Source organism: Streptomyces sp. NPDC049915 (assembly GCF_040656475.1).
Classification (GTDB): domain Bacteria; phylum Actinomycetota; class Actinomycetes; order Streptomycetales; family Streptomycetaceae; genus Streptomyces.
This window is the reverse complement of record NZ_JBFAMH010000010.1, coordinates 109,592-128,942: the sequence shown is the minus strand read 5'-3', so window position 1 is coordinate 128,942 and position 19,351 is coordinate 109,592. Positions and strand designations below refer to the sequence as shown.

The window sequence follows — 19,351 nt, the reverse complement described above, 5'->3', positions numbered from 1 at the left end:
CGCGCACGGCACGAGCCGGACGGTCCCCGGGCCTTTCCCGAGCCGGTGCCGCTATCCAGCGTTCCACCCCCGCTTGCCACCGCGCAACGGCAGACGCCCTCACGACGGGCAGCGCGGGCGACCCCGACCGGGTGCCGGCCGGGGCCCGCCACGGCCCTCGGTCCGCTGGGGCGACAGGGCGACCCGCGGGTCGGTCACCTGACGCCCGCCCGCGCCGGCCGAGGACGGCAGCGCCACCCCCGGCCCCCTCACCCTGCACCCGCCCGCGCCGGCCGGCCGGACCACGACTGCGGCGGTCAGCCGTGCCACGACCGCCTCGGTCAGCCGTGCCACGACCGCCACAGTGCCGCGTATGCGCCGTCGGCGGCTACGAGGGCGTCGTGGCTGCCCAGCTCACTGATACGGCCCTTGTCGACGACGGCGATGACATCGGCGTCGTGCGCGCTGTGCAGCCGGTGCGCGATGGCGACCACGGTGCGCCCGTCCAGGACCCGGGCCAGGGACCGCTCCAGATGGCGGGCCGCACGCGGATCGAGCAAGGACGTCGCCTCGTCCAGGACCAGCGTGTGCGGGTCGGCCAGCACCAGCCGGGCGAGCGCGATCTGCTGGGCCTGCGCCGGGGTGAGCGTGAGCCCGCCGGAGCCGACCTCGGTGTCCAGACCGTCGTCCAGGGCGCGCGCCCAGTCGTCGGCGTCGACCGCGGCCAGGGCGGCCCACAGCTCGGCATCGTCGGCGTCGGCGCGGGCCAGCAGCAGGTTGTCGCGCAGGGAGCCGACGAACACATGGTGCTCCTGGTTGACCAGGGCGACGTGGGAGCGGACCTGCTCGGCGGGCATCCGGGAGAGCTCGGCGCCGCCGAGGGTGATCCGGCCGGCGCGGGGTCCGTAGATGCCGGCCAGCAACCGGCCCAGAGTGGACTTGCCCGCGCCCGAGGGACCGACCAGGGCCAACCGGGTGCCGGGCGCCACCCGCAGCGACACCTCGCGCAGCACGTCCACGCCCTCCAGGTAGCCGAAGTGCACCTGTGCGGCGTGCACGTCGCGGCCGTCCGGGAGCAGCGACGCGTCGCCGGCGTCCGGTTCGATGTCGCGGACGCCGACCAGCCGGGCCAGCGACACCTGGGCGACCTGCAGCTCGTCGTACCAGCGCAGGATCAGGTTGACCGGGTCGACGAGCATCTGGGCGAGCAGCGCGGCGGTCGTCAGCTGACCCACCCCGATCCAGCCCCGCAGCACGAACACGCCGCCGATCATCAGGACCGACCCCAGCACGGTGACGTGCACGGCGTTGATCACGGGGAACAGGATCGAGCGCAGCCAGAGGGTGTAGCGCTCCCAGGCCGTCCACTCCTTGATCCGCTGCTCCGACAGCGCGATGCGGCGCTCGCCCAGCCGGTGCGCCTCGACGGTGTGCCCGGCGTCCACCGTCTCGGTCAGGGCGGCGGCGACGGCGGCGTACCCGGCGGCCTCCGAGCGGTAGGCCGACGGTGCCCGGCGGAAGTACCAGCGGCAGCCGACGATCAGCAGCGGCAGGGCGAGCAACACGGCCGGCGCCAGCGGCGGCGCGGTGACGACGAGGCCGCCGAGCAGCAGCACCGTCCACATCACGCCGATCGCCAGCTGGGGCACGGCCTCGCGCATGGCGTTGGCCAGCCGGTCGACGTCGGTGGTGATGCGGGAGAGCAGGTCGCCGGTGCCGGCGCGTTCCAGCACGCCGGGCGGCAGGGCGACCGAACGGACGAGGAAGTCCTCGCGCAGGTCGGCCAGCATCCGTTCGCCCAGCATCGCGCCCCGCAGCCGTACCTGCCGGACGAAGACGGCCTGCACGGCCAGGGCCAGTACGAACAGGGCCGCGACACGGGTGAGCGGGAGGTCCGCCGCCTTCTGCGAGACGCGCTCGACGAGGTCGCCCAGCAGCCACGGGCCCACCATGGAGGCGACGACCGCGACCGTGTTGACCCCGATGAGCAGCAGGAAGGCGCGCCGGTGCCGGCGGAACAGTTCGGCCACGTAGGCGCGGACGGTGGCGGGGGCGCCGACGGGCAGGGTGGTCGCCGTCGTCGGGGCCGCCGGGTCGTACGCCGGTGGCGCCACGCCGATCATGCGGTCTCCTCGGTCTCTCGCAGTTCTTCCAGCACGTCCAGATCACCTTCGAGCGTGGTGGCGAGGGCACCGACCCTCTCCTCGTCCTCGGTCTCCCGCGTCACCACCGCCTGGTACCGCGGCTCGGAACGCACCAGCTCCCGGTGCGTTCCGACCGCCGCGACCCGGCCCTCGCGCACCAGCACGACCTGGTCGGCACGGTCCAGCAGCAGGGGAGAGGAGGTGAGCACCACCGTCGTGCGGCCGGCGCGCAACCGGCCCACGCCCTCGGCGATCCGCGCCTCGGTGTGCGAGTCGACGGCCGAGGTCGGCTCGTCCAGGACGAGCACGTCGGGATCGGTGATCAGGGACCGGGCGAGGGCGAGGCGCTGGCGCTGGCCGCCGGACAGGGACCGGCCGCGTTCGGTGATGCGGGCGTCCATCGGGTCCGCCGCGTCGAGCGACCCCTGCGCCAGCGCCTGCAGCACGTCGTCGCACTGCGCGGCCGCCAGCGCCGCAGGCGCCGCGACGGCACCGGAGGACGGCACGTCCAGCAGCTCGCGCAGGGTGCCGGACAGCAGCACCGGGTCCTTGTCCTGTACCAGGACGGCCGTACGGGCGGCGGCGAGCGGCAGTTCGTCCAGCGGGACGCAGCCCAGCCGTACCGACGGGCCCTCCACCGTGGCGTGCCCGCCGAGCCGTTCGGCGAGCCGGCCCGCCGCGTCCGGGTCGCCGCACACCACGGCGGTGAGCCGGCCCGCGGGCACGGTCAGCCCGGTCGCCGGGTCGTGCAGATCACCGGCCGGCAGGTCGGGCGCGCGTGATCCGCCGGCGCCGACGGCCCGTTCCAGGGACAGCACGCGGGCGGCGCGTTTCGCCGACGGCTTGGAGAAGGAGTACGCCATGGCGATCTCCTCGAAGTGCCGCAGTGGGTAGGCGAGCACCATGACCGAGCTGTAGACGGTGACGAGTTCGCCGACGCTGATCCGGCCCTGACGGGCGAGGTGGACACCGTAGGAGACGACGCCGATGAGCAGCAGGCCGGGCAGCAGCACCTGCAGGGCCGCGATCAGCGACCACATGCGGGCGCTGCGCACGGCGGCGCGGCGCACCTCCTGCGAGGCGCTGCGGTAGCGGCGCAGGAAGAGCTCCTCGCCGCCGATGCCGCGCAGCACGCGCAGTCCGGCCACGGTGTCCGAGGCCAGCTCGGTGGCGCGCCCGGCCTTCTCGCGCTGCTCGTCCGCGCGCCGTGTGGCCGCGGGCAGCAGGGGAAGCACGGCCAGCGCGAGCACCGGCAGGCCGACCGCGACGACCACGCCGAGGGTGGGCTGGTAGACGGCCAGGCCGACGCAGACCGCGGCCACGGTGAGCGCCGCCGCGGTGAACCGGGAGACGGCCTCCACGAACCAGCCGATCTTCTCCACGTCCCCGGTGGACACGGTGACGACCTCGCCGGCGGCGACCCGCCGGGTCAGGGCCGCGCCCAGTTCGGCGGCCTTGCGGGCCAGGAGCTGCTGGACGCGGGCGGCGGCCGTGATCCAGTTGGTGACGGCGGACCGGTGCAGGAAGGTGTCGCCGAGCGCGGTGGCCGCACCGCACAGGGCGAGCACCCCACCGGCCAGCGCCAGCCGCGCACCGGAGCGGTCGACGACGGCCTGGACGGCGAACCCGACGCAGAAGGGCAGCGCGGAGACGGCCAGGAAATGCAGCAGCCCCCAGGCCAGCGACTTCAGCTGACCGCCCAGCTGATTCCGCCCGAGCCACCACAGGAAGCGGGGCCCGGAGCGTACGTCGGGTACGCCCGGGTCGGAATACGGAAGGTCGTGAATCTGCATGACGTCCCAGTGGCTCGTGTGAGGAGACGGATGGTCGCGGACGGACGGTGACAAGGCGGTGCGGCAGGCCGCGCGCGGGCGGTCGGTGGACGGTCGGCGGGCGGCGCAGCAAACCGTGACAGGTTGACGCCGGAGCGTGGTCGGAATCAAAGGGTTTTCCACGCGGGCGAACACCCCCGGCCGACGGGCCGGCGGCACGGCGGTGCCATCATGGACCGATGCGAGACAGCGCCCATGGAGTGATACCGCGTACGACGACGGCGGCCGCCGCGGTGTGCGCCCTGGCCCTCGCAACGCTGACCGCGTGCGGCGGTTCGGGAGCAGGTGGCGGGCATGACGCGAAGTCAGGCGCACCGGCCGCCCGGCCCAGTGCGGACCCGACCCGCATCCCCGGAGTCGGCGACCGCCTGCAGCGCCGCATTCCGGCCGCAACCCGCCAGGTGATCGCGGTCTACGGTGACGGAAAGGACGCGCCCGGCGCCACGGTCGTCCTCTATGACCGGCGTGGTTCCGTCTGGGAGCGGGTGCGCAGCTGGCCGGCGCACAACGGCAAGAGCGGCTGGACGCTCGACCACCACGAGGGCGACAACCGCACCCCGGTGGGTGTGTTCACGCTGAGCGACGCCGGTGGGGTGCTGCCCGACCCCGGGGCGAAGCTGCCGTACAGCCGCTCGGCCTCCTTCGCCGCGCCGCACACCTGGGGCAAGAGCGCCTGGCACGACTTCGACTACGTCATCGCCATCGACTACAACCGCGTCAAGGGCACCTCGCCGAACGACCCGACCCGGCCGCAGGGGGAGAAGAAGGGCGGCAGCATCTGGCTGCACATGGACCACGGCAGCGGTACGTCGGCGTGCGTCACGCTGTCCCGGCCGGCCATGGAGTACCTGCTGCGCACGATCGACCCGGCCCGTCATCCCGTGGTGGTGATGGGGGACAAGGCGGACCTGCTGGCCTGAGGATCCGCCAAAGGAACCGAGGCCCCATTGCGGGGTGGCCCCGCACCCCGTAGAAAGACCGGCCATGAGAAGCCGGATCATCATGTCCATGCTCGCCGGAGCGACCCTTCTGGCGAGCACCCTCCTCTCGGCGGCCACTCCCGCAGACGCCGCGCAACCCGCCGGCACGGCAACCCCGGCCCGCGCCGCGCAGAACTCCGGGCAGCCCGCGCGGACCGCCGGTACCGCGCAGAACTCCGGGCCCGCGCAGACCGCCGACGTGCCCGCCGAGTTCGGCACCGACTGGCACGACCCGGTGACCGCAGCCCCGCCCGTCACCCGGCCGCACTCCCGGTCCTGCCAGGTCACCCTCGCCGAGGCGCAGTTCCGCGACTTCACCCCGTACCGGGGCCGGTACGCCCCACCCGCCGGGTGCGGGCAGCGCTGGAGCAAGGTCGTGCTGCGGCTCGACGGCAAGGTGAAGGGACGGCAGTTCGACCGGCTGGGGTATCTGCACGTCGGCGGGGTGGAGATCCTGCGCACCTCGACGCCGGAGCCGTCCCCCGAGGGCATCTCCTGGTCGGTCGAGAAGGACGTCACGCGCTACAGCGACACGTTCCGCGGCGCGCAGGACGTCGAGATGCTCATCGGGAACGTCGTCGACGACACCTACACCGGCGTCATCGACGTCAAGGTGACCCTCACCTTCTTCACCGGCGCTCCCGCGGAGCGCGCCCCCGACCGCGTCCTGACCCTCACCGACGGCACCACGCTCACCACCCCGCGCAACAGCGAGCGCGTCCTCGCCGAGGTGTACGCCACCGGCTCGGGCGGCGGCTGCGAGGAGTTCTGGTATCTGACGGTGCCGGACACGGCGCCGTACTCCTGCAAGGCGGGGGAGGGGCCGTACCGCGAGGTGCAGATCTCCGTGGACGGACAACTGGCCGGGATCGCCGCCCCGTTCCCGACGGTGTGGACCGGCGGCTGGTCCAACCCGTTCCTCTGGTACGTCGTCCCGGGCCCGCGCGCCTTCGACGTCAAGCCGATCACGTACGACCTGACACCGTTCGCCGGTCTGCTCGACGACGGGCGGCCGCACCGCGTGGAGGTGTCCGTCGCCGGGGTGCCCGCGGGGCAGGCCGGCTGGAGCACGCCGGTGAACGTCCTCGTCTGGCAGGACGCCGGGAAAGCGCGGCTCAGCGGCGGGCTCACCGTGCACCGGGCGGGAGACCTCGCCAACTCCTCGGTGTACACGCCCGGTTCCGGGCACCGTGTGGACACCCGGGGCGGTCACCGCCTCACCGTCGCCGGGTACCTGGACACCTCGCACGGCCGGGTGACGACCACCGTCGACCGCGTCCTCGCGAACACCTCCGCGCACCGCTGGAACGACGGCGAGACCGTGGACGGCCTGGACGCGGCCTGGACGGACGACGAGACGGCGACCGTGGACGGACGCGGGCCCTCCCGGACCACGCACACCCGTCGGACGTACACGATGAACGGCACCATCACGATCGGCGCGGACGACCGGCTGCGCACCGTGCTCACGATGGGCGACCGTGCCGCCGTCGACGAGAGGCGCGGCGGACGGCGGACGGCGTGGTCCCGGTTCGACGACACCTGGGCCGGTGACGCGGCGTACACGATGAACGTGCCGCGCGACCAGCGCCACGCGGTCGGGACGAGCCGCGAACGCTACCGGCTGTACGGCTCGGACGGCTGCTACGACCGGACCCTCACGACCCGTCAGGGGGTGCTCGTCGAGGACGGCGACGGCTGCTGAGCCGGGACCCGGTCGTCAGCAGCGCTCCGCCGGCCCCCCGTCGATCAGCAGGTCCAGCAGCTCCCCGAACACCTCCCGCTGCTCCTTCGTCAGCGGGGCCAGGATCTCCTGGGCCGCCGAGCGGCGGGCCGTGTGGAGTTCGCGGAGTGTCGCGCGGCCCGCATCCGTCAGTTCGATACGGGTCACCCGGCGATTGACGGGATCCGGCACCCGGCGCACCTTGCCGCTGCCCTCCAGACCGTCCACCAGCGTCGTCACCGCGCGGGGCACGACCTCCAGCCGTTCGGCGAGGTCGGCCATGCGCGGGGGCGCGCTGTAGTGCGCGAGGGTGCGCAGCAGGCGGGACTGGGCCGGGGTGATCCCCAGATCGCGCGTGTGCAGATGCCGCTTCTGGATGCGGTGCACCCGGCGGGTGAGCCGCAGCAACTGCTCGGCGAGCAGGCCGTCGGGGTCGGGCGAGGTCATGCGGGAACAATATCAGGACGTAGTTCATTGTGAGTCTAGGTAACAATGAGCTATGGTCCCTTCCGGCCGGCGCCGCACGCCGCGCCGGCCCGCCCGCCCCACACTCCGTAGGAGCCCATGCACCCCGACCACACCCCCTCCTGGACCCCACCCGCCGACGCGGCGTCGCAGCCCCGGCAGGTCCGCCGGATCCTGCGTCTGTTCCGCCCCTACCGCGGCAGGCTCGCCGTCGTCGGCCTCCTCGTCGGCGCCGCCTCGCTCGTCTCGGTCGCCACGCCCTTCCTGCTGAAGGAGACCCTGGACGTCGCGATCCCCCAGGGGCGCACCGGGCTGCTCAGCCTGCTCGCCCTCGGCATGATCCTCAGCGCCGTCCTCACCAGCGTCTTCGGTGTGCTGCAGACCCTGATCTCCACCACCGTCGGCCAGCGCGTCATGCACGATCTGCGCACCGCCGTCTACGGCCGCCTGCAGCGCATGTCGCTCGCCTTCTTCACCCGCACCCGCACCGGCGAGGTGCAGTCCCGCATCGCCAACGACATCGGCGGCATGCAGGCCACCGTCACCTCCACCGCCACCTCCCTGGTCTCCAACTTCACCAGCGTCGTCGCCACCGTCGTCGCGATGATCGCCCTCGACTGGCGGCTCACCGCCGTCTCCCTGCTCCTGCTGCCGGTGTTCGTCTGGATCAGCCGCCGGGTCGGCAGGGAGCGCCGCAAGATCACCACGCAGCGTCAGAAGCAGATGGCCGCCATGGCCGCCACGGTCACCGAGTCCCTGTCGGTCAGCGGCATCCTGCTCGGCCGCACCATGGGCCGCTCCGACTCGCTGACCGCGTCCTTCGCCGAGGAGTCCGAGGCTCTCGTCGGGCTCGAGGTGCGGTCCAACATGGCCGGCCGCTGGCGCATGGCCGTCATCACGATTGTCATGGCCGCGATGCCCGCCGTCATCTACTGGACCGCCGGTCTCGCACTCCAGACGGGCGGCCCCGACGTCTCCATCGGCACGATCGTCGCCTTCGTCTCCCTCCAGCAGGGGCTGTTCCGGCCGACCGTCAGCCTGCTGTCCACGGGCGTGCAGATCCAGACCTCCCTCGCGCTCTTCCAGCGCATCTTCGAGTACCTGGACCTGCCCATCGACATCACCGAGCGGGACGATCCGGTCCACCTCGACCAGGTCAAGGGCGAGGTCCGCTTCGAGGACGTCACCTTCCGCTACGACGGCAAGGACGACACGGCCCGCCCCGTCCTCGACGGCGTCGACCTCACCGTCCCGGCCGGCGGCAGCCTCGCCGTCGTCGGACCGACCGGCGCCGGCAAGTCCACCCTCGGCTACCTGGTGCCCCGGCTGTACGACGTGACCGGCGGCCGGGTCACCCTCGACGGCGTGGACGTGCGCGACCTCGACTTCGACACCCTCGCCCGCGCGGTCGGCGTCGTCTCCCAGGAGACGTACCTCTTCCACGCCTCCGTCGCCGAGAACCTGCGTTTCGCCAAGCCGGACGCCACCGACGACGAACTGCACGCCGCTGCGCGCGCGGCCCAGATCCACGACCACATCATGTCCCTGCCCGACGGCTACGACACGGTCGTCGGCGAGCGCGGCCACCGTTTCTCCGGCGGCGAGAAGCAGCGCCTGGCCATCGCCCGCACCATCCTGCGCGATCCTCCGGTGCTCATCCTCGACGAGGCGACGAGCGCCCTGGACACCCGTACCGAGGCCGCCGTGCAGCAGGCCATCGACGCCCTGTCCGCCGACCGCACCACGCTCACCATCGCCCACCGGCTCTCCACCATCCGCGGCGCCGACCAGATCGTGGTGCTGGACTCCGGCCGGGTCGCCGAACGCGGCACGCACGACGAACTGCTGTCGCTGGAGGGGCGGTACGCGGCCCTCGTCCGCCGGGACGCCCGTCTGGAGCTGACGAGCTGACGCCCGGTGAGGCCCCCTCGGGAGGGTTTGCCGGATTTACGGTGATATGCGGGTTACCGTGCCCGCATGCAGATGAACACTCGGCGACGCAGGACGGGGAGCGCGAGGGCGGCGAAGGGCACCGGGAGCGCCGGAAGCAGGTGGCGCGCGGCGAGGGCCGGCAGGGGGAACACCGGCGGAGCGATCCGGCTGACCCGCCGCGGCCGTCTCGTCCTCATCGCCGCCGGAGCCGTCGTCGCCGGCACCGTCGTGGCGGTGCCGCTGCTGATCCTGGGCGGCGGAGCGGACCGGACCCCGACCCTGGTCGTCCCCGAGGGCTGGCGCGCCGCCCAGGTCTACGACGCCGTCGACAAGGCGCTCGCCCTGCCGCCGGGCAGCACCCGCAAGTCCCTGGCCAAGGCCCATCTGAAGCTGCCGAGCGATGCCGGCGGAAACCCGGAGGGTTACCTCTACCCGGCGACGTACCCGCTGGGCGGCAAGGGAACGACAACGCCCGAACAACTGCTCGCGACGATGGTCGACACGGCGAACCGGAAGTTCAACGGCGCCCCCGTCGCCGCCGGCGCCCAGCGCAACGCGATGAACGCCTACCAGGCGGTCACCATCGCCAGCATCGTGCAGGCCGAGGCCGCGACGAAGGCGGACATGGGCAAGGTGGCCCGGGTCGTCTTCAACCGGCTGGAGCGGGGCATGCCGCTGCAGATGGACTCCACCCTCAACTACGGGCTGGGCCGCTCCACCCTGCGCACGACGACCGCCGACACCCGCGTGGACAGCCCCTACAACTCCTATCAGCGCATGGGTCTGCCGCCCACGCCGATCGACAACCCCGGTGCGGACGCCATGCAGGCCGCGATCAACCCGCCCCCGGGCGACTGGCTGTACTTCGTCACGGTCAAGCCCGGCGACACCCGTTTCACCGCGGACTACGCCGAACACCAGCGCAATGTCGCCGAGTTCAACCGCGGTCAGCGGACCGGCGGCCACTGAACGACCCTGACCACACCGAGGTCTCAGGCCGCCACCGGCTGCGCGTCCCGCTCCGCCAGCAGCCGCCGGATGTCCCGTACGGCGGCGCGCCCGGCCCGGTTCGCGCCGATCGTGCTGGCCGACGGGCCGTAGCCGACGAGGTGGATCCGCGGATCGGCGACGGCGCGGGTGCCCTCGACACGGATCCCGCCGCCCGGCTCGCGCAGCCGCAGCGGTGTCAGATGGTCGATCGCCGGCCGGAAACCGGTCGCCCACAGGATGACGTCCGCCTCCACCCGCCGTCCGTCCCGCCACTGCACCCCCTCCGGGGTGATCCGGTCGAACATCGGCTGCCGGTCCAGCACCCCGTCGGCGATGCCCTGCCGTATCGCGTCGTTCAGCGGCAGGCCCGTGACCGACACGACGCTGCGCGGCGGCAGGCCCTGCCGCACCCGCTCCTCCACCAGCGCGACCGCCGCACGGCCCGCGTTCTCGTCGAAGGGACCGTCGCGGAAGACCGGTGGCCGCCGGGTGACCCAGGTCGTGGCCGCCGCGTAGGGGGCCAGCTCCAGCAGGTGCTGGGTGCCGGAGGCGCCCCCGCCCACCACCACGACGCGTCGCCCCGCGAACCACTGAGGCCCCGGGTACTGCGCCGTGTGCAGCTGCTGCCCCCGGAAGGTCTCCTGGCCGGGGCAGCGCGGCCAGAAAGGCCGGTCCCAGGTGCCGGTGGCGTTGATCAGCGCGCGGGTCGCCCAAACGCCGTCGGAGGTCTCGACGAGCAGCCGCCCGTCCGCCCCCTCCCGCACGGCCGTCACCTCGACCGGGCGCCGAACGCGCAGGTCAAAGGCGCGCTCGTACGCCGTGAAGTACTCGCCGATCACCTGCGACGACGGCCGCGCCGGGTCCGCGCCGGTCAGTTCCATGCCCGGCAGCGCATGCATCCCGTGCACTTTGCCGTACGTCAGCGACGGCCACCGGAACTGCCACGCGCCGCCCGGGGCGGGGGAGTGGTCCAGCACCACGAAGTCCCGCTCCGGTGCGAAACCGGTGCGGCGCAGGTGGTAGGCGCTGGACAGACCCGCCTGCCCGGCGCCCACGACGACGACCTCGACCTCACGCAGTTCGTTCACGTTTCTACTAACGGTCGCGCGGCCGTGGATCTTCCCCGCAGCCGGTGCGTGGATCCCCCCGGCACCTGGTTCGGAGGGAGATCCACGCCCCCGGTGCGCTACCGCCCGCTCGCGACGGCCAGCGGCACCCGTGCGTCAGCCGCGGGCCCGCCCGCCGGCAGCCCCCGCGCCGCCAGCTCGGGAACCACCCCCTCCCCGAACCAGTACGCCTCCTCCAGATGCGGATAGCCGGAGAGCACGAAGTGCTCCACGCCCAGCGCGTGGTACTCCTCGATCCGGTCCGCGACCTCCGCATGACTGCCGACCAGCGCGGTCCCCGCACCGCCGCGCACCTGCCCGACGCCCGCCCACAGATTGGGATGGATCTCCAGCTTGTCCCGCGAACCGCCGTGCAGCGCCAGCATCCGCTGCTGCCCGACCGACTCGCTGCGCCCCAGCGCGGCCTGCGCTGCCGCGACGGTGTCCGCGTCGAGATCGTCGAGCAGCCGGTTCGCCGTCGCCCACGCCTCCGCCGCGGAGTCCCGGGAGATCGTGTGCAGGCGGATGCCGAAGCGGACCGTGCGCTCCTGCCGCTCGGCCAGACCGCGGATCCAGTCGATCTTCTCCTTCACCAGCGCCGGCGGCTCGCCCCACGTCAGGTAGACGTCTGCATGCCGGGCGGCGACCGGCCCCGCGGCCGGCGAGGACCCGCCGAAGAACAGCTGCGGCACCGGGTCCGGCGGCAGTGCGGTGAGAGCGCCGTCGACCTGGTAGTGCTCGCCGTGGAAGTCGTACGGCGCACCGCCTCACACCCCGCGCACCACGGACAGGAACTCGTCGGTGCGTGCGTAGCGCCGGTCATGGTCGAGCCGGTCGCCGAAGCGCCGCTGCTCGGCCGAGTCACCACCGGTGACCACGTTGAGCAGCAGCCGGCCGCCGGTGAGGCGCTGGTACGTGGACGCCATCTGCGCGGCCGGCGTCGGCGACAGCAGTCCCGGCCGGAACGCCACCAGGAACTTCAGCCGCTCGGTGTGCTGCGCGAGCGCCACGGTGGTCAGCCAGGCGTCCTCGCACCAGGTGCCGGTCGGCGTCAGCACCGCCTCGAAGCCGAGGCGCTCGGCCGCCTTGGCGATCTGGACGAGATAGTCCAGGTCGGGCGCGCGCACCCCGCTGACCTTGCCGGTCGTGTTCGGGCCGTAGGCGTGCCGGTCCACGAGGGTCCGGCCGTCCCCGCCCGTCGGCAGGAACCAGTGCAGTCGGACCGTCATCTCAGGACGCCTTCGAGGGCCGGGGCGCCGACGTCGACGCCGGCAGGGTGCCGTTGAACCGGGTGTCGGTGAAGTCGCCGAAGTCCACCTTGCGCGGGATCAGCCTCAGGCCGGCGAAGGTGTCCACGATCTGCTGCTCGGAGGCGATCAGCGGCTGGTCGACGGCGACCGGGACCCGGGTGCCGTAGGTGCGCTTCACGGCGGCGAGCGCCACCTCGTAGGGCAGTCCGGTGTCCTTCGCCCACACCTTGGCCCACTCCTCGGGATGCCCGTACACCCAGTCCTGGGCGCGCCGCAGCCGCTCGAGGTAGTCCTTGATCGCGGCGGCCTTCTTCGCGTCCTTCAGCGCGCCGGGCGCCGCCACCTGGAAGGTCAGCCCGTTGGTGATGCCGTCCCCGGTGGTCAGCACGCGTCCCTGCTTCCCTTGCAGCACCTGTGAGGAGTAGGGGTCCCACACCGCCCACGCGTCCACCTTCCCGGAGGTGAACGCGGCCAGCGCGTCGGCGGGCTGGAGGTACTTGACCTTGACGTCGCCGAGCGTGAGCCCGGCCTTCCGCAGGGACGCGACCAGCTGGTAATGCGCCGAGGAGCCCTGCGCCACGGCGACGGAGTGCCCCTTGAGCTGCCGGGGGCTGCTCAACTTCGAGTCGTTCGGTACGAGGATGGTGTCGCCCTTGGACGTGCCGTGCCAGGCCGCCACCACCGTGATCTTCGAGCCCGCGCCGGCCGCGAAGACCGGTGGGGTGTTGCCGACCCCGCCGATGTCGACGGCCCGGGCGTTCACGGCCTCCAGCAGGGGCGGACCGGAGGTGAAGGTGGACCACTTGATCTTGTAGTCGAGGTCCTTGAGTTCGCCGGCGGCGCGCAGGACGGCCTCGGAACCGCCCTTCTGGTCACCGACGTTGAGGGTGAGGGAGCCCTTGCCGCCGGTTCCGCCGCCGCCCGTCTGCGCGGCGGAGTTGCCACCGCAGGCGGAGAGCAGGAGTGTGAGGGGGAGGAGCAGCGCGGCGGGGACGAGACGTCGTCGCATCAGGGTTCCGTTCTTCGGAAAAGAGGGGCTTGGTTCAGATCGCTTCGGCGGCGGAGTCGACGCCGAGGCGCTCCAGGAGGGCGGCGCGCAGTGCGGCGAAGCGCGGGTCGGTGATGTCGCGCGGGCGGTCGAGGTCGACGCGGTGCTCGTGCGCGATGACACCGTCGTCCATGACCAGGACACGGTCGGCGAGCAGGACGGCCTCCTCGACATCGTGCGTGACGAGCAGCACCGCGCAGCCGCGCCGCTGCCACAACTCGCCGACCAGGAGCTGTGCCTTGATGCGGGTGAGTGCGTCGAGCGCGCCGAACGGCTCGTCCAGCAGCAGCAGATCGGGCTCGCGCACCAGGGCACGGGCGAGTGAGGCGCGCTGGGCCTCGCCGCCGGAGAGCGTCTTGGGCCAGGCGTCGGAACGGTGGCCGAGACCGACCTCCTCCAACGCCTGCCGCGCGACGGAGCGTTCTGGTTTGCCGGGCAGCCCGAGCAGGACGTTGCGCCACACCTTCTTCCACGGCATCAGCCGGGGCGACTGGAAGGCGACCGCCTTGCGGCGCGGTACCAGCACCGTCCCCTCGATGTCCCGGTCGAGTCCGGCGAGGATGCGCAGCAGGGTGGACTTGCCGCAGCCGCTGCGCCCGAGCAGAGCGACGAACTCGCCCGGCGCCACGTCGAGATGGAGATCGTCGATGACCTTGCGCCCGTCGAAGGAGCGGGTGAGCCCCTCGACGCGGATCGCCGAGCGCGCGGTCAGCGGCCCGTGAACGTCGGTCGCCATTGCAGCAGCAGCCTTTCGAGGGTACGGACGACGAAATCGGCGAGCAGGCCGAGGAAGGCGTAGACGATGAGGCAGACCACGATCACGTCGGTGCGCAGGAAGTCGCGCGCCTGCACCATCAGGAACCCGATGCCGGAGTCGGCGTTGACCTGCTCGGCGAAGACCAGGGCGAGCCAGGCGATGCCGAGGGAGTAGCGCACTCCGGTCATGGCCCCGGGCAGCGCACCCGGCAGCACGACGTGCCGCACGAGCCCCCACCGCGACAGGCCGAGCGACTCGCCGGCCTCGATCAACTGGGCGTCCACCCCGCGGATTCCGGCGTACACGTTGAGGTAGAGCGGGAACGTGACGCCGAGCGTGATGATGGCGATCTTCGGGGCCTCGCCGATGCCGAACCAGATGATGAACAGCGGGATGAGACCGACGAACGGCACCGTCCGCAGCATCTGCACCGGCGCGTCCACCAGGTCCTCGCCGATCCGGAACAGCCCGGAGACCAGGGCGAGTCCGGTACCGGCGATCGCGCCGAGCAGCAGTCCGGCGGCGACGCGCTGCAGGGAGGTGCCCATCGCCGAGGACAGCGAGCCGTCGGCGATCAGATCCCGGCCGACCTGCGCGATGCGCCCCGGTGAGGCGAGCACATCGGGGGGCAACGCGCCGGTCGAGCTGAGGAGTTGCCACAGCGCCAGCAGCAGCAGTGGTCCGGCGGTGCGGCGCAGCCAGCGCGGAACGCGGGTGCGGCGGGAGGAGGAGGGGACGAGAAGGACGAGGTCGGGTGACGACTTGGCGACGGATATACCGGAAATATCCGTCCGCGAGGAGCTGGGTGGGGCATGGCTGATGCTCATGGGTGCTCCAGAGAAGAGCGGTGAGAGGAGAGGAAATGCGCGCATGAGCGCATGCGCGCCTGATGCGGCGAACGCGGGTTCAGCCGTGCGTCAGGCGTGCGTCAGGCGTGGATCAGGAAGTGAGAAGGCGTCAGCAGCCGCGGTGACACGCGGCGGAGGCCACCCGCAGCAGGTCGATGTGACCGCGCGTGGTGAGCAGGGCTGTACGCAACATGCGCACGAACCTAGCCAGCAGGCGTTGCCGAGGTCAACGGGCGTCTCGCCGGCTGGACGGCGGTTTCATCAGACGGGCGGTTTCGTTCGGCATGAAAGCGGACCGATGGGTGAGGATGGGTCCATGTCCGATGCCTTCACCACCCGAGTGCTGAACGTGTCCTCCGGCTCCCGGGAGGCCGTCGTCGACCTCACCGGCGACTGCGAGGCCTTCCTGCGCGAGGCGGCCGCCGGCCGCGACGGCCTGCTCAATGTCTTCGTCCCGCACGCGACGGCCGGGATCGCCGTGATCGAGACGGGCGCCGGCAGCGACGACGACCTCCTCGCCGCGCTGCACACGCTCCTGCCCGCCGACGACCGCTGGCAGCACCGCCACGGCAGCCCCGGCCACGGCCGCGACCACGTCCTGCCGGCCCTCGTCCCGCCCCACGCCACGTTCCCCGTCATCGCCGGCCGTCTGGAGCTGGGCACCTGGCAGTCGGTGTGCCTGGTCGACACGAACAAGGACAACCCGAACCGGCAGGTGCGGCTGTCGTTCCTCGGGTAGTCCCCCCGTCCCCACACCCGCCGGGGAGCGGACACATGCCCCGCAGCGTACGGTGTGACGGAGGCAGCAAGCCGGGCTCGCCGTGAGGGAAGCGGCTGCGCAGCACGCGGCCGAAGGCGGCCCCGGGCCAGTCCAGGCCGGGAGACGACACATGACACTACGCGTCCGGCAGCGGCCCACGGGCCGCCGTGGCACAGCCCTGCGTACCGGGGTTTCGCTGGTCACCCTGGCGCTCGCCGTCACGGGCTGTGGGGCATCCTCCACGCCCGGGGCAAAGGCCGACTCCCCCCGGTCCGTTGCCTCCGGCCAGAGCACACACGACTCGACCGGCGTCAGCGCACGGCCCGGCACCGCCACCCGCACCGGCACGGCGCCGGCCACCGCGAGGGCCGCCCCGTCGCCGTCTGCGACCACCTGCACCGACCGCTACATGTCCGGGATGACCACTGCCCAACGGGTCGGACAGCTTCTCATGGGGGGCGTCTCCGCCGCCCACCCCGACCAGGCCCAGCTGGCCACGCTGCGGGCCCACCATGTGGGGTCCGTCATGCTGACCGGCCGGAGCACCGCCGGTACGACGGCGACCCGGCAGGTCGTCGACGGTTTCCGGGGTCAGGCCGACCAGGTCGCCGGCCGGCGGGTCGGCCTCCTGGTCTCGACCGACCAGGAGGGCGGCAAGGTGCAGGTCCTCACGGGCCCCGGCTTCTCGGTCATGCCCAGCGGCCTGACGCAGGGCAGTTGGCCGACCGGGACGCTGCGTACCCGGGCCGCCGAATGGGCCCGGCAGCTGAAGGCCGCCGGAGTCGATCTGAATCTGGCACCGGTCGCCGACGTGGTCCCGGCCGCCCTGGGCACCCGGAACCTCCCCATCGGCTCCTTCCAGCGGGAGTACGGCCACACCGCGGACACCGTGACGTCCCACACCGGTGCCTTCGCCGCCGGCTTCGCGCAGTCGGGCGTCATGACCACGCTCAAGCACTTCCCCGGGCTGGGCCGGGTGATCGGGAACACCGACACCACAGCCAACGTCGTGGACTCCGTGACGACCCCCACCAGTTCGAGCCTCACGCCCTTCCGGACCGGGATCCAGGCCGGGGCACCCTTCGTGATGATCTCGTCCGCCATCTACAGCAAGATCGACCCCCAGCACCTGGCGGCCTTCTCACCGACGGTCATCGATCACCTGCTCCGCGGCCAACTGGGCTTCAAGGGCGTGGTCATCTCGGACGACCTCGGCAACGCGGTCGCGGTCCGGTCCTTCACCCCCGCTCAGCGGGCCGTGAACTTCATCGCGGCGGGGGGAGACATGATCCTGACGGTCCGGCCGAGCACCATACCGCCGATGGCGGAGGCCATCCAGACCCGTATGGGGCAGGACGCCTCGTTCCGGGCCAAGGTCGACGCCGGTGTGCGCCGGATACTCGACGCCAAGCACAAGGCGGGCTTGCTCGACTGCCGCTGAGGCCTTGGGGCGCGGAGGGCGGAAGGTGGCCGCGGGCACCTTCCGCCCGTGCCTGCCGTCAGGAGTTGATCAGGTCCCGGGTCTGGGCGTAGACGGTGGCGTCCGAGAGCAGGCCGGTGTGGCTCAGGCAGGCCGTCTTGGTGTTGGCCGCTCCGCTGAGGGCGACGGAGCTGTCGGGGTTGATCACGGTGTCGCAGGGCGACCACCAGGTCGCGTACCGGGCCGAGCCCGGTGTCTCGTCACCGGAGTTCAGGGCGGCCAGGAAGTCGGAGCCGATACGCATCTCGGTGCAGGACGGGTCGAGGCAGGTGTTCGCGGAGTCCGTCCCGTGGTTGGGGCCGCCCAGGGACACCCAGGCGTCGACCTTGGCGGTCCCGCCGAGGTTCTTCAGGTAGGAGCGGGAGGACAGTCCGCCCATGGAGTGGCTGACGATGTCCACCTTGGTGGCGCCGGTGGCCGCGAGCAGGCGGTCGACCTCGGCGGAGAGCTGCTGGGCGGTCGTGGTGTTGGACTGGTGCCAGTCGTAGGTCCACTGGTCGAGGTAGGAGGACGGCCAGCCGTCGTTGCGAAAGCGGCCGGCCATGGTGTTCCAGTTGCTGCCGTCCCCGGTGTAGCCGTGCACGAAGAGGACGGGGTTGCTTGCGGAGGTGAAGGCGGAGGTGCTCGATGCCCGGGCGGGGACGGCTGTCATGGCGGCGAGCAGGGCGACGGCGGCAGCCAGGGCAGCGGCCACGAAGGATCTGTTCACTGGGGGGCCTCACAGGAGCGGTATGGGGAGGAACACCGGTGTGAGGGGGTGGCGGCGTGAGCGTACTGGCGGGTAACTGCTCGGGGTCAAGAGGCGTGCACCAGGTTTCGTGCCGGTACGCCGAAGGGCCCGCACCCGGAGTGGGTGCGGGCCCTTCAAAGGCGTGGGCGTCAGGCCGGGAGGATGTTCTCCGCCTGCGGGCCCTTCTGGCCCTGCGTGACCTCGAAGGTCACGCGCTGGCCTTCCTGGAGCTCACGGAAGCCCTGGGTGGCGATGTTCGAGTAGTGCGCGAACACGTCCGGGCCGCCGCCGTCCTGCTGGATGAAGCCGAAGCCCTTTTCCGAGTTGAACCACTTCACGGTGCCGCTGGCCATGTTTTTCTCCTCTGTATGGGGTAGTGACGGGCGCTCCACACCGCGCGGAGGACCCGGTCGCCGCAATGACCCCATCCGGAGAAACCCGGACACCGGAGAAACCCCCGGCAACACAACGCGCCTGATGGTCACAGACCGTCAGGCGCGCACAAAGTCATGGGTACCAAAACTGCAACGTAATCAGCCTAGCACAGGTCTGCCGGGCGCCCCGGAGCGCAGTCCGTCCATGACGAGGTCCAGCAGGCGGGTGGCTCGGGCGTGCCCCTCCTCGTGGGGGCCGACCTGCCACAGGCCGGCGATGGCGAGCAGGAAGTCGTCCGCGCTCACGCCGGGGCGGATGGTCCCGGCCTGCTCGTTGGCGCGCAGCAGGCGCCCGGCCGCCTCGGTCACGGGGGTGGGTGCCGGTTTCTCCGGGGCGCCCGGCGCGCTGGTGGCCTGGCGCAGGGCGTCCGCGAGGCCCGCCTTGGTCATCGCGAACCGCGCCAGACGGTCCATCCAGGCGCGCAGTGCCCGCTCCGGGTCGTACGCGCGCAGCAGTTCGTCCGCACCGTCGGCGACCTGCTGCATCTCGTGCCGGTAGACCTCCAGTACGAGCGCCTCCCGGCTCGGGAAGTTGCGGTAGAAGGTGCCCTGTCCGACGCCCGCCTTCCTGGCGATCCGGCTCAGTGGGGCGTCGGCGTCGCGGGTGAGTTCGGCCAGGGCGACCTCCAGGATGCGCTCGCGGTTGCGCTGGGCGTCGGAGCGGCGGGGTGCGCCGGACGCGTCCCTCTTCGGCTGCACTGGTCCTCCTCACGGGTTCGTGGCGCGAACCCGGCCTTGCTAAGCGGACAGCTGTCCGTTAGGTTTCATGGTCTAGTGGACAGCTGTCCGGTTAGCGCCACCGTCACCATAGCGCCTGCCTGCACCGACGTCTCCTCGAAGGACCCCGCCCCCTCCCCGGGAAGCCCCGGCCTGCTCTTCGTGAAAGAAGGCTG

At 72.3% G+C, this 19,351-nt stretch carries 16 protein-coding genes and 2 pseudogenes; 6 read left to right on the top strand and 12 right to left on the bottom strand.

The window, feature by feature from the left end; genetic code table 11:
• Nucleotides 1-320: 320 nt before the first annotated feature.
• Entirely contained in the window at nucleotides 321-2,102 is a 1,782-nt protein-coding gene (locus AB0J12_RS19380) for an ABC transporter ATP-binding protein (protein WP_363265524.1), read from the bottom strand.
• Nucleotides 2,099-3,916 carry an ABC transporter ATP-binding protein gene (locus tag AB0J12_RS19375; RefSeq protein ID WP_363265523.1) on the bottom strand — a complete coding sequence of 606 codons (1,818 nt, stop codon included), beginning with the start codon at nucleotides 3,914-3,916 and terminating at the stop codon, nucleotides 2,099-2,101. Before AB0J12_RS19375 ends, AB0J12_RS19380 begins: the two co-directional genes overlap by 4 nt.
• 218 nt (nucleotides 3,917-4,134) lie before the next feature.
• On the opposite strand from AB0J12_RS19375, the gene AB0J12_RS19370 reads away from it, so the two are divergent.
• Together AB0J12_RS19370 and AB0J12_RS19365 are read left to right on the top strand one after the other, a co-directional pair.
• Entirely contained in the window at nucleotides 4,135-4,875 is a 741-nt protein-coding gene (locus AB0J12_RS19370; RefSeq protein WP_363265522.1) for a L,D-transpeptidase family protein, read from the top strand.
• A 235-nt stretch (nucleotides 4,876-5,110) separates the two neighbouring features.
• Nucleotides 5,111-6,640 (top strand): annotated as a pseudogene (locus AB0J12_RS19365) (peptide-N4-asparagine amidase); the annotation flags it as partial.
• Between the two features lie 15 nt (nucleotides 6,641-6,655).
• Here the strand turns inward: AB0J12_RS19365 and AB0J12_RS19360 are convergent.
• Entirely contained in the window at nucleotides 6,656-7,105 is a 450-nt protein-coding gene (locus AB0J12_RS19360) for a MarR family transcriptional regulator (RefSeq protein WP_363265521.1), read from the bottom strand.
• A 117-nt stretch (nucleotides 7,106-7,222) separates the two neighbouring features.
• On the opposite strand from AB0J12_RS19360, the gene AB0J12_RS19355 reads away from it, so the two are divergent.
• Complete coding sequence (locus AB0J12_RS19355; protein ID WP_363265520.1) at nucleotides 7,223-9,034, top strand: ABC transporter ATP-binding protein; 1,812 nt, start codon at nucleotides 7,223-7,225, stop codon at nucleotides 9,032-9,034.
• Between the two features lie 66 nt (nucleotides 9,035-9,100).
• Nucleotides 9,101-10,024, top strand: a complete 924-nt coding sequence (gene mltG / locus AB0J12_RS19350; RefSeq protein WP_363265519.1) for an endolytic transglycosylase MltG — start codon at nucleotides 9,101-9,103, stop codon at nucleotides 10,022-10,024.
• Nucleotides 10,025-10,047: 23 nt separating this feature from the next.
• Here the strand turns inward: mltG and AB0J12_RS19345 are convergent, their stop codons facing one another.
• The 6 genes and pseudogenes from AB0J12_RS19345 to AB0J12_RS19320 form a co-directional block, all read right to left on the bottom strand.
• The gene (locus AB0J12_RS19345; RefSeq protein ID WP_363265518.1) at nucleotides 10,048-11,133 is read right to left on the bottom strand and encodes an NAD(P)-binding domain-containing protein; all 1,086 of its coding nucleotides are present in this window, start codon (nucleotides 11,131-11,133) and stop codon (nucleotides 10,048-10,050) included.
• Nucleotides 11,134-11,231: 98 nt separating this feature from the next.
• A pseudogene (locus AB0J12_RS19340) lies at nucleotides 11,232-12,380 on the bottom strand (LLM class flavin-dependent oxidoreductase).
• A gap of 1 nt (nucleotide 12,381) precedes the next feature.
• Entirely contained in the window at nucleotides 12,382-13,410 is a 1,029-nt protein-coding gene (locus AB0J12_RS19335; RefSeq protein ID WP_363265517.1) for an ABC transporter substrate-binding protein, read from the bottom strand.
• 34 nt (nucleotides 13,411-13,444) lie between these two features.
• Nucleotides 13,445-14,185 carry an ABC transporter ATP-binding protein gene (locus AB0J12_RS19330; protein ID WP_363265516.1) on the bottom strand — a complete coding sequence of 247 codons (741 nt, stop codon included), beginning with the start codon at nucleotides 14,183-14,185 and terminating at the stop codon, nucleotides 13,445-13,447.
• Nucleotides 14,158-15,033, bottom strand: coding sequence for an ABC transporter permease (locus AB0J12_RS19325; protein ID WP_363265515.1), 876 nt, complete (start codon nucleotides 15,031-15,033; stop codon nucleotides 14,158-14,160). The genes AB0J12_RS19330 and AB0J12_RS19325 overlap by 28 nt, the downstream gene beginning before the upstream one ends.
• A gap of 130 nt (nucleotides 15,034-15,163) precedes the next feature.
• Entirely contained in the window at nucleotides 15,164-15,247 is an 84-nt protein-coding gene (locus AB0J12_RS19320; RefSeq protein ID WP_363265707.1) for a putative leader peptide, read from the bottom strand.
• A gap of 123 nt (nucleotides 15,248-15,370) precedes the next feature.
• Between AB0J12_RS19320 and AB0J12_RS19315 the strand changes: the two genes are divergently transcribed.
• Together AB0J12_RS19315 and AB0J12_RS19310 are read left to right on the top strand one after the other, a co-directional pair.
• The gene (locus tag AB0J12_RS19315; RefSeq protein ID WP_363265514.1) at nucleotides 15,371-15,793 is read left to right on the top strand and encodes a secondary thiamine-phosphate synthase enzyme YjbQ; all 423 of its coding nucleotides are present in this window, start codon (nucleotides 15,371-15,373) and stop codon (nucleotides 15,791-15,793) included.
• Between the two features lie 439 nt (nucleotides 15,794-16,232).
• Complete coding sequence (locus AB0J12_RS19310) at nucleotides 16,233-17,255, top strand: glycoside hydrolase family 3 N-terminal domain-containing protein (protein ID WP_363265512.1); 1,023 nt, start codon at nucleotides 16,233-16,235, stop codon at nucleotides 17,253-17,255.
• Nucleotides 17,256-17,313: 58 nt separating this feature from the next.
• Here AB0J12_RS19310 and AB0J12_RS19305 read toward each other — a convergent pair whose 3' ends face one another.
• The 3 genes from AB0J12_RS19305 to AB0J12_RS19295 all read right to left on the bottom strand — a co-directional run bounded on the left by AB0J12_RS19305 (nucleotide 17,314) and on the right by AB0J12_RS19295 (nucleotide 19,157).
• Entirely contained in the window at nucleotides 17,314-17,988 is a 675-nt protein-coding gene (locus AB0J12_RS19305; protein ID WP_363265511.1) for a triacylglycerol lipase, read from the bottom strand.
• Between the two features lie 185 nt (nucleotides 17,989-18,173).
• Nucleotides 18,174-18,377, bottom strand: a complete 204-nt coding sequence (locus tag AB0J12_RS19300; protein WP_361626142.1) for a cold-shock protein — start codon at nucleotides 18,375-18,377, stop codon at nucleotides 18,174-18,176.
• A gap of 180 nt (nucleotides 18,378-18,557) precedes the next feature.
• A complete protein-coding gene (locus AB0J12_RS19295; protein WP_363265510.1) occupies nucleotides 18,558-19,157 on the bottom strand; it encodes a TetR/AcrR family transcriptional regulator in 600 nt (199 codons plus the stop codon).
• Nucleotides 19,158-19,351: the final 194 nt, after the last annotated feature.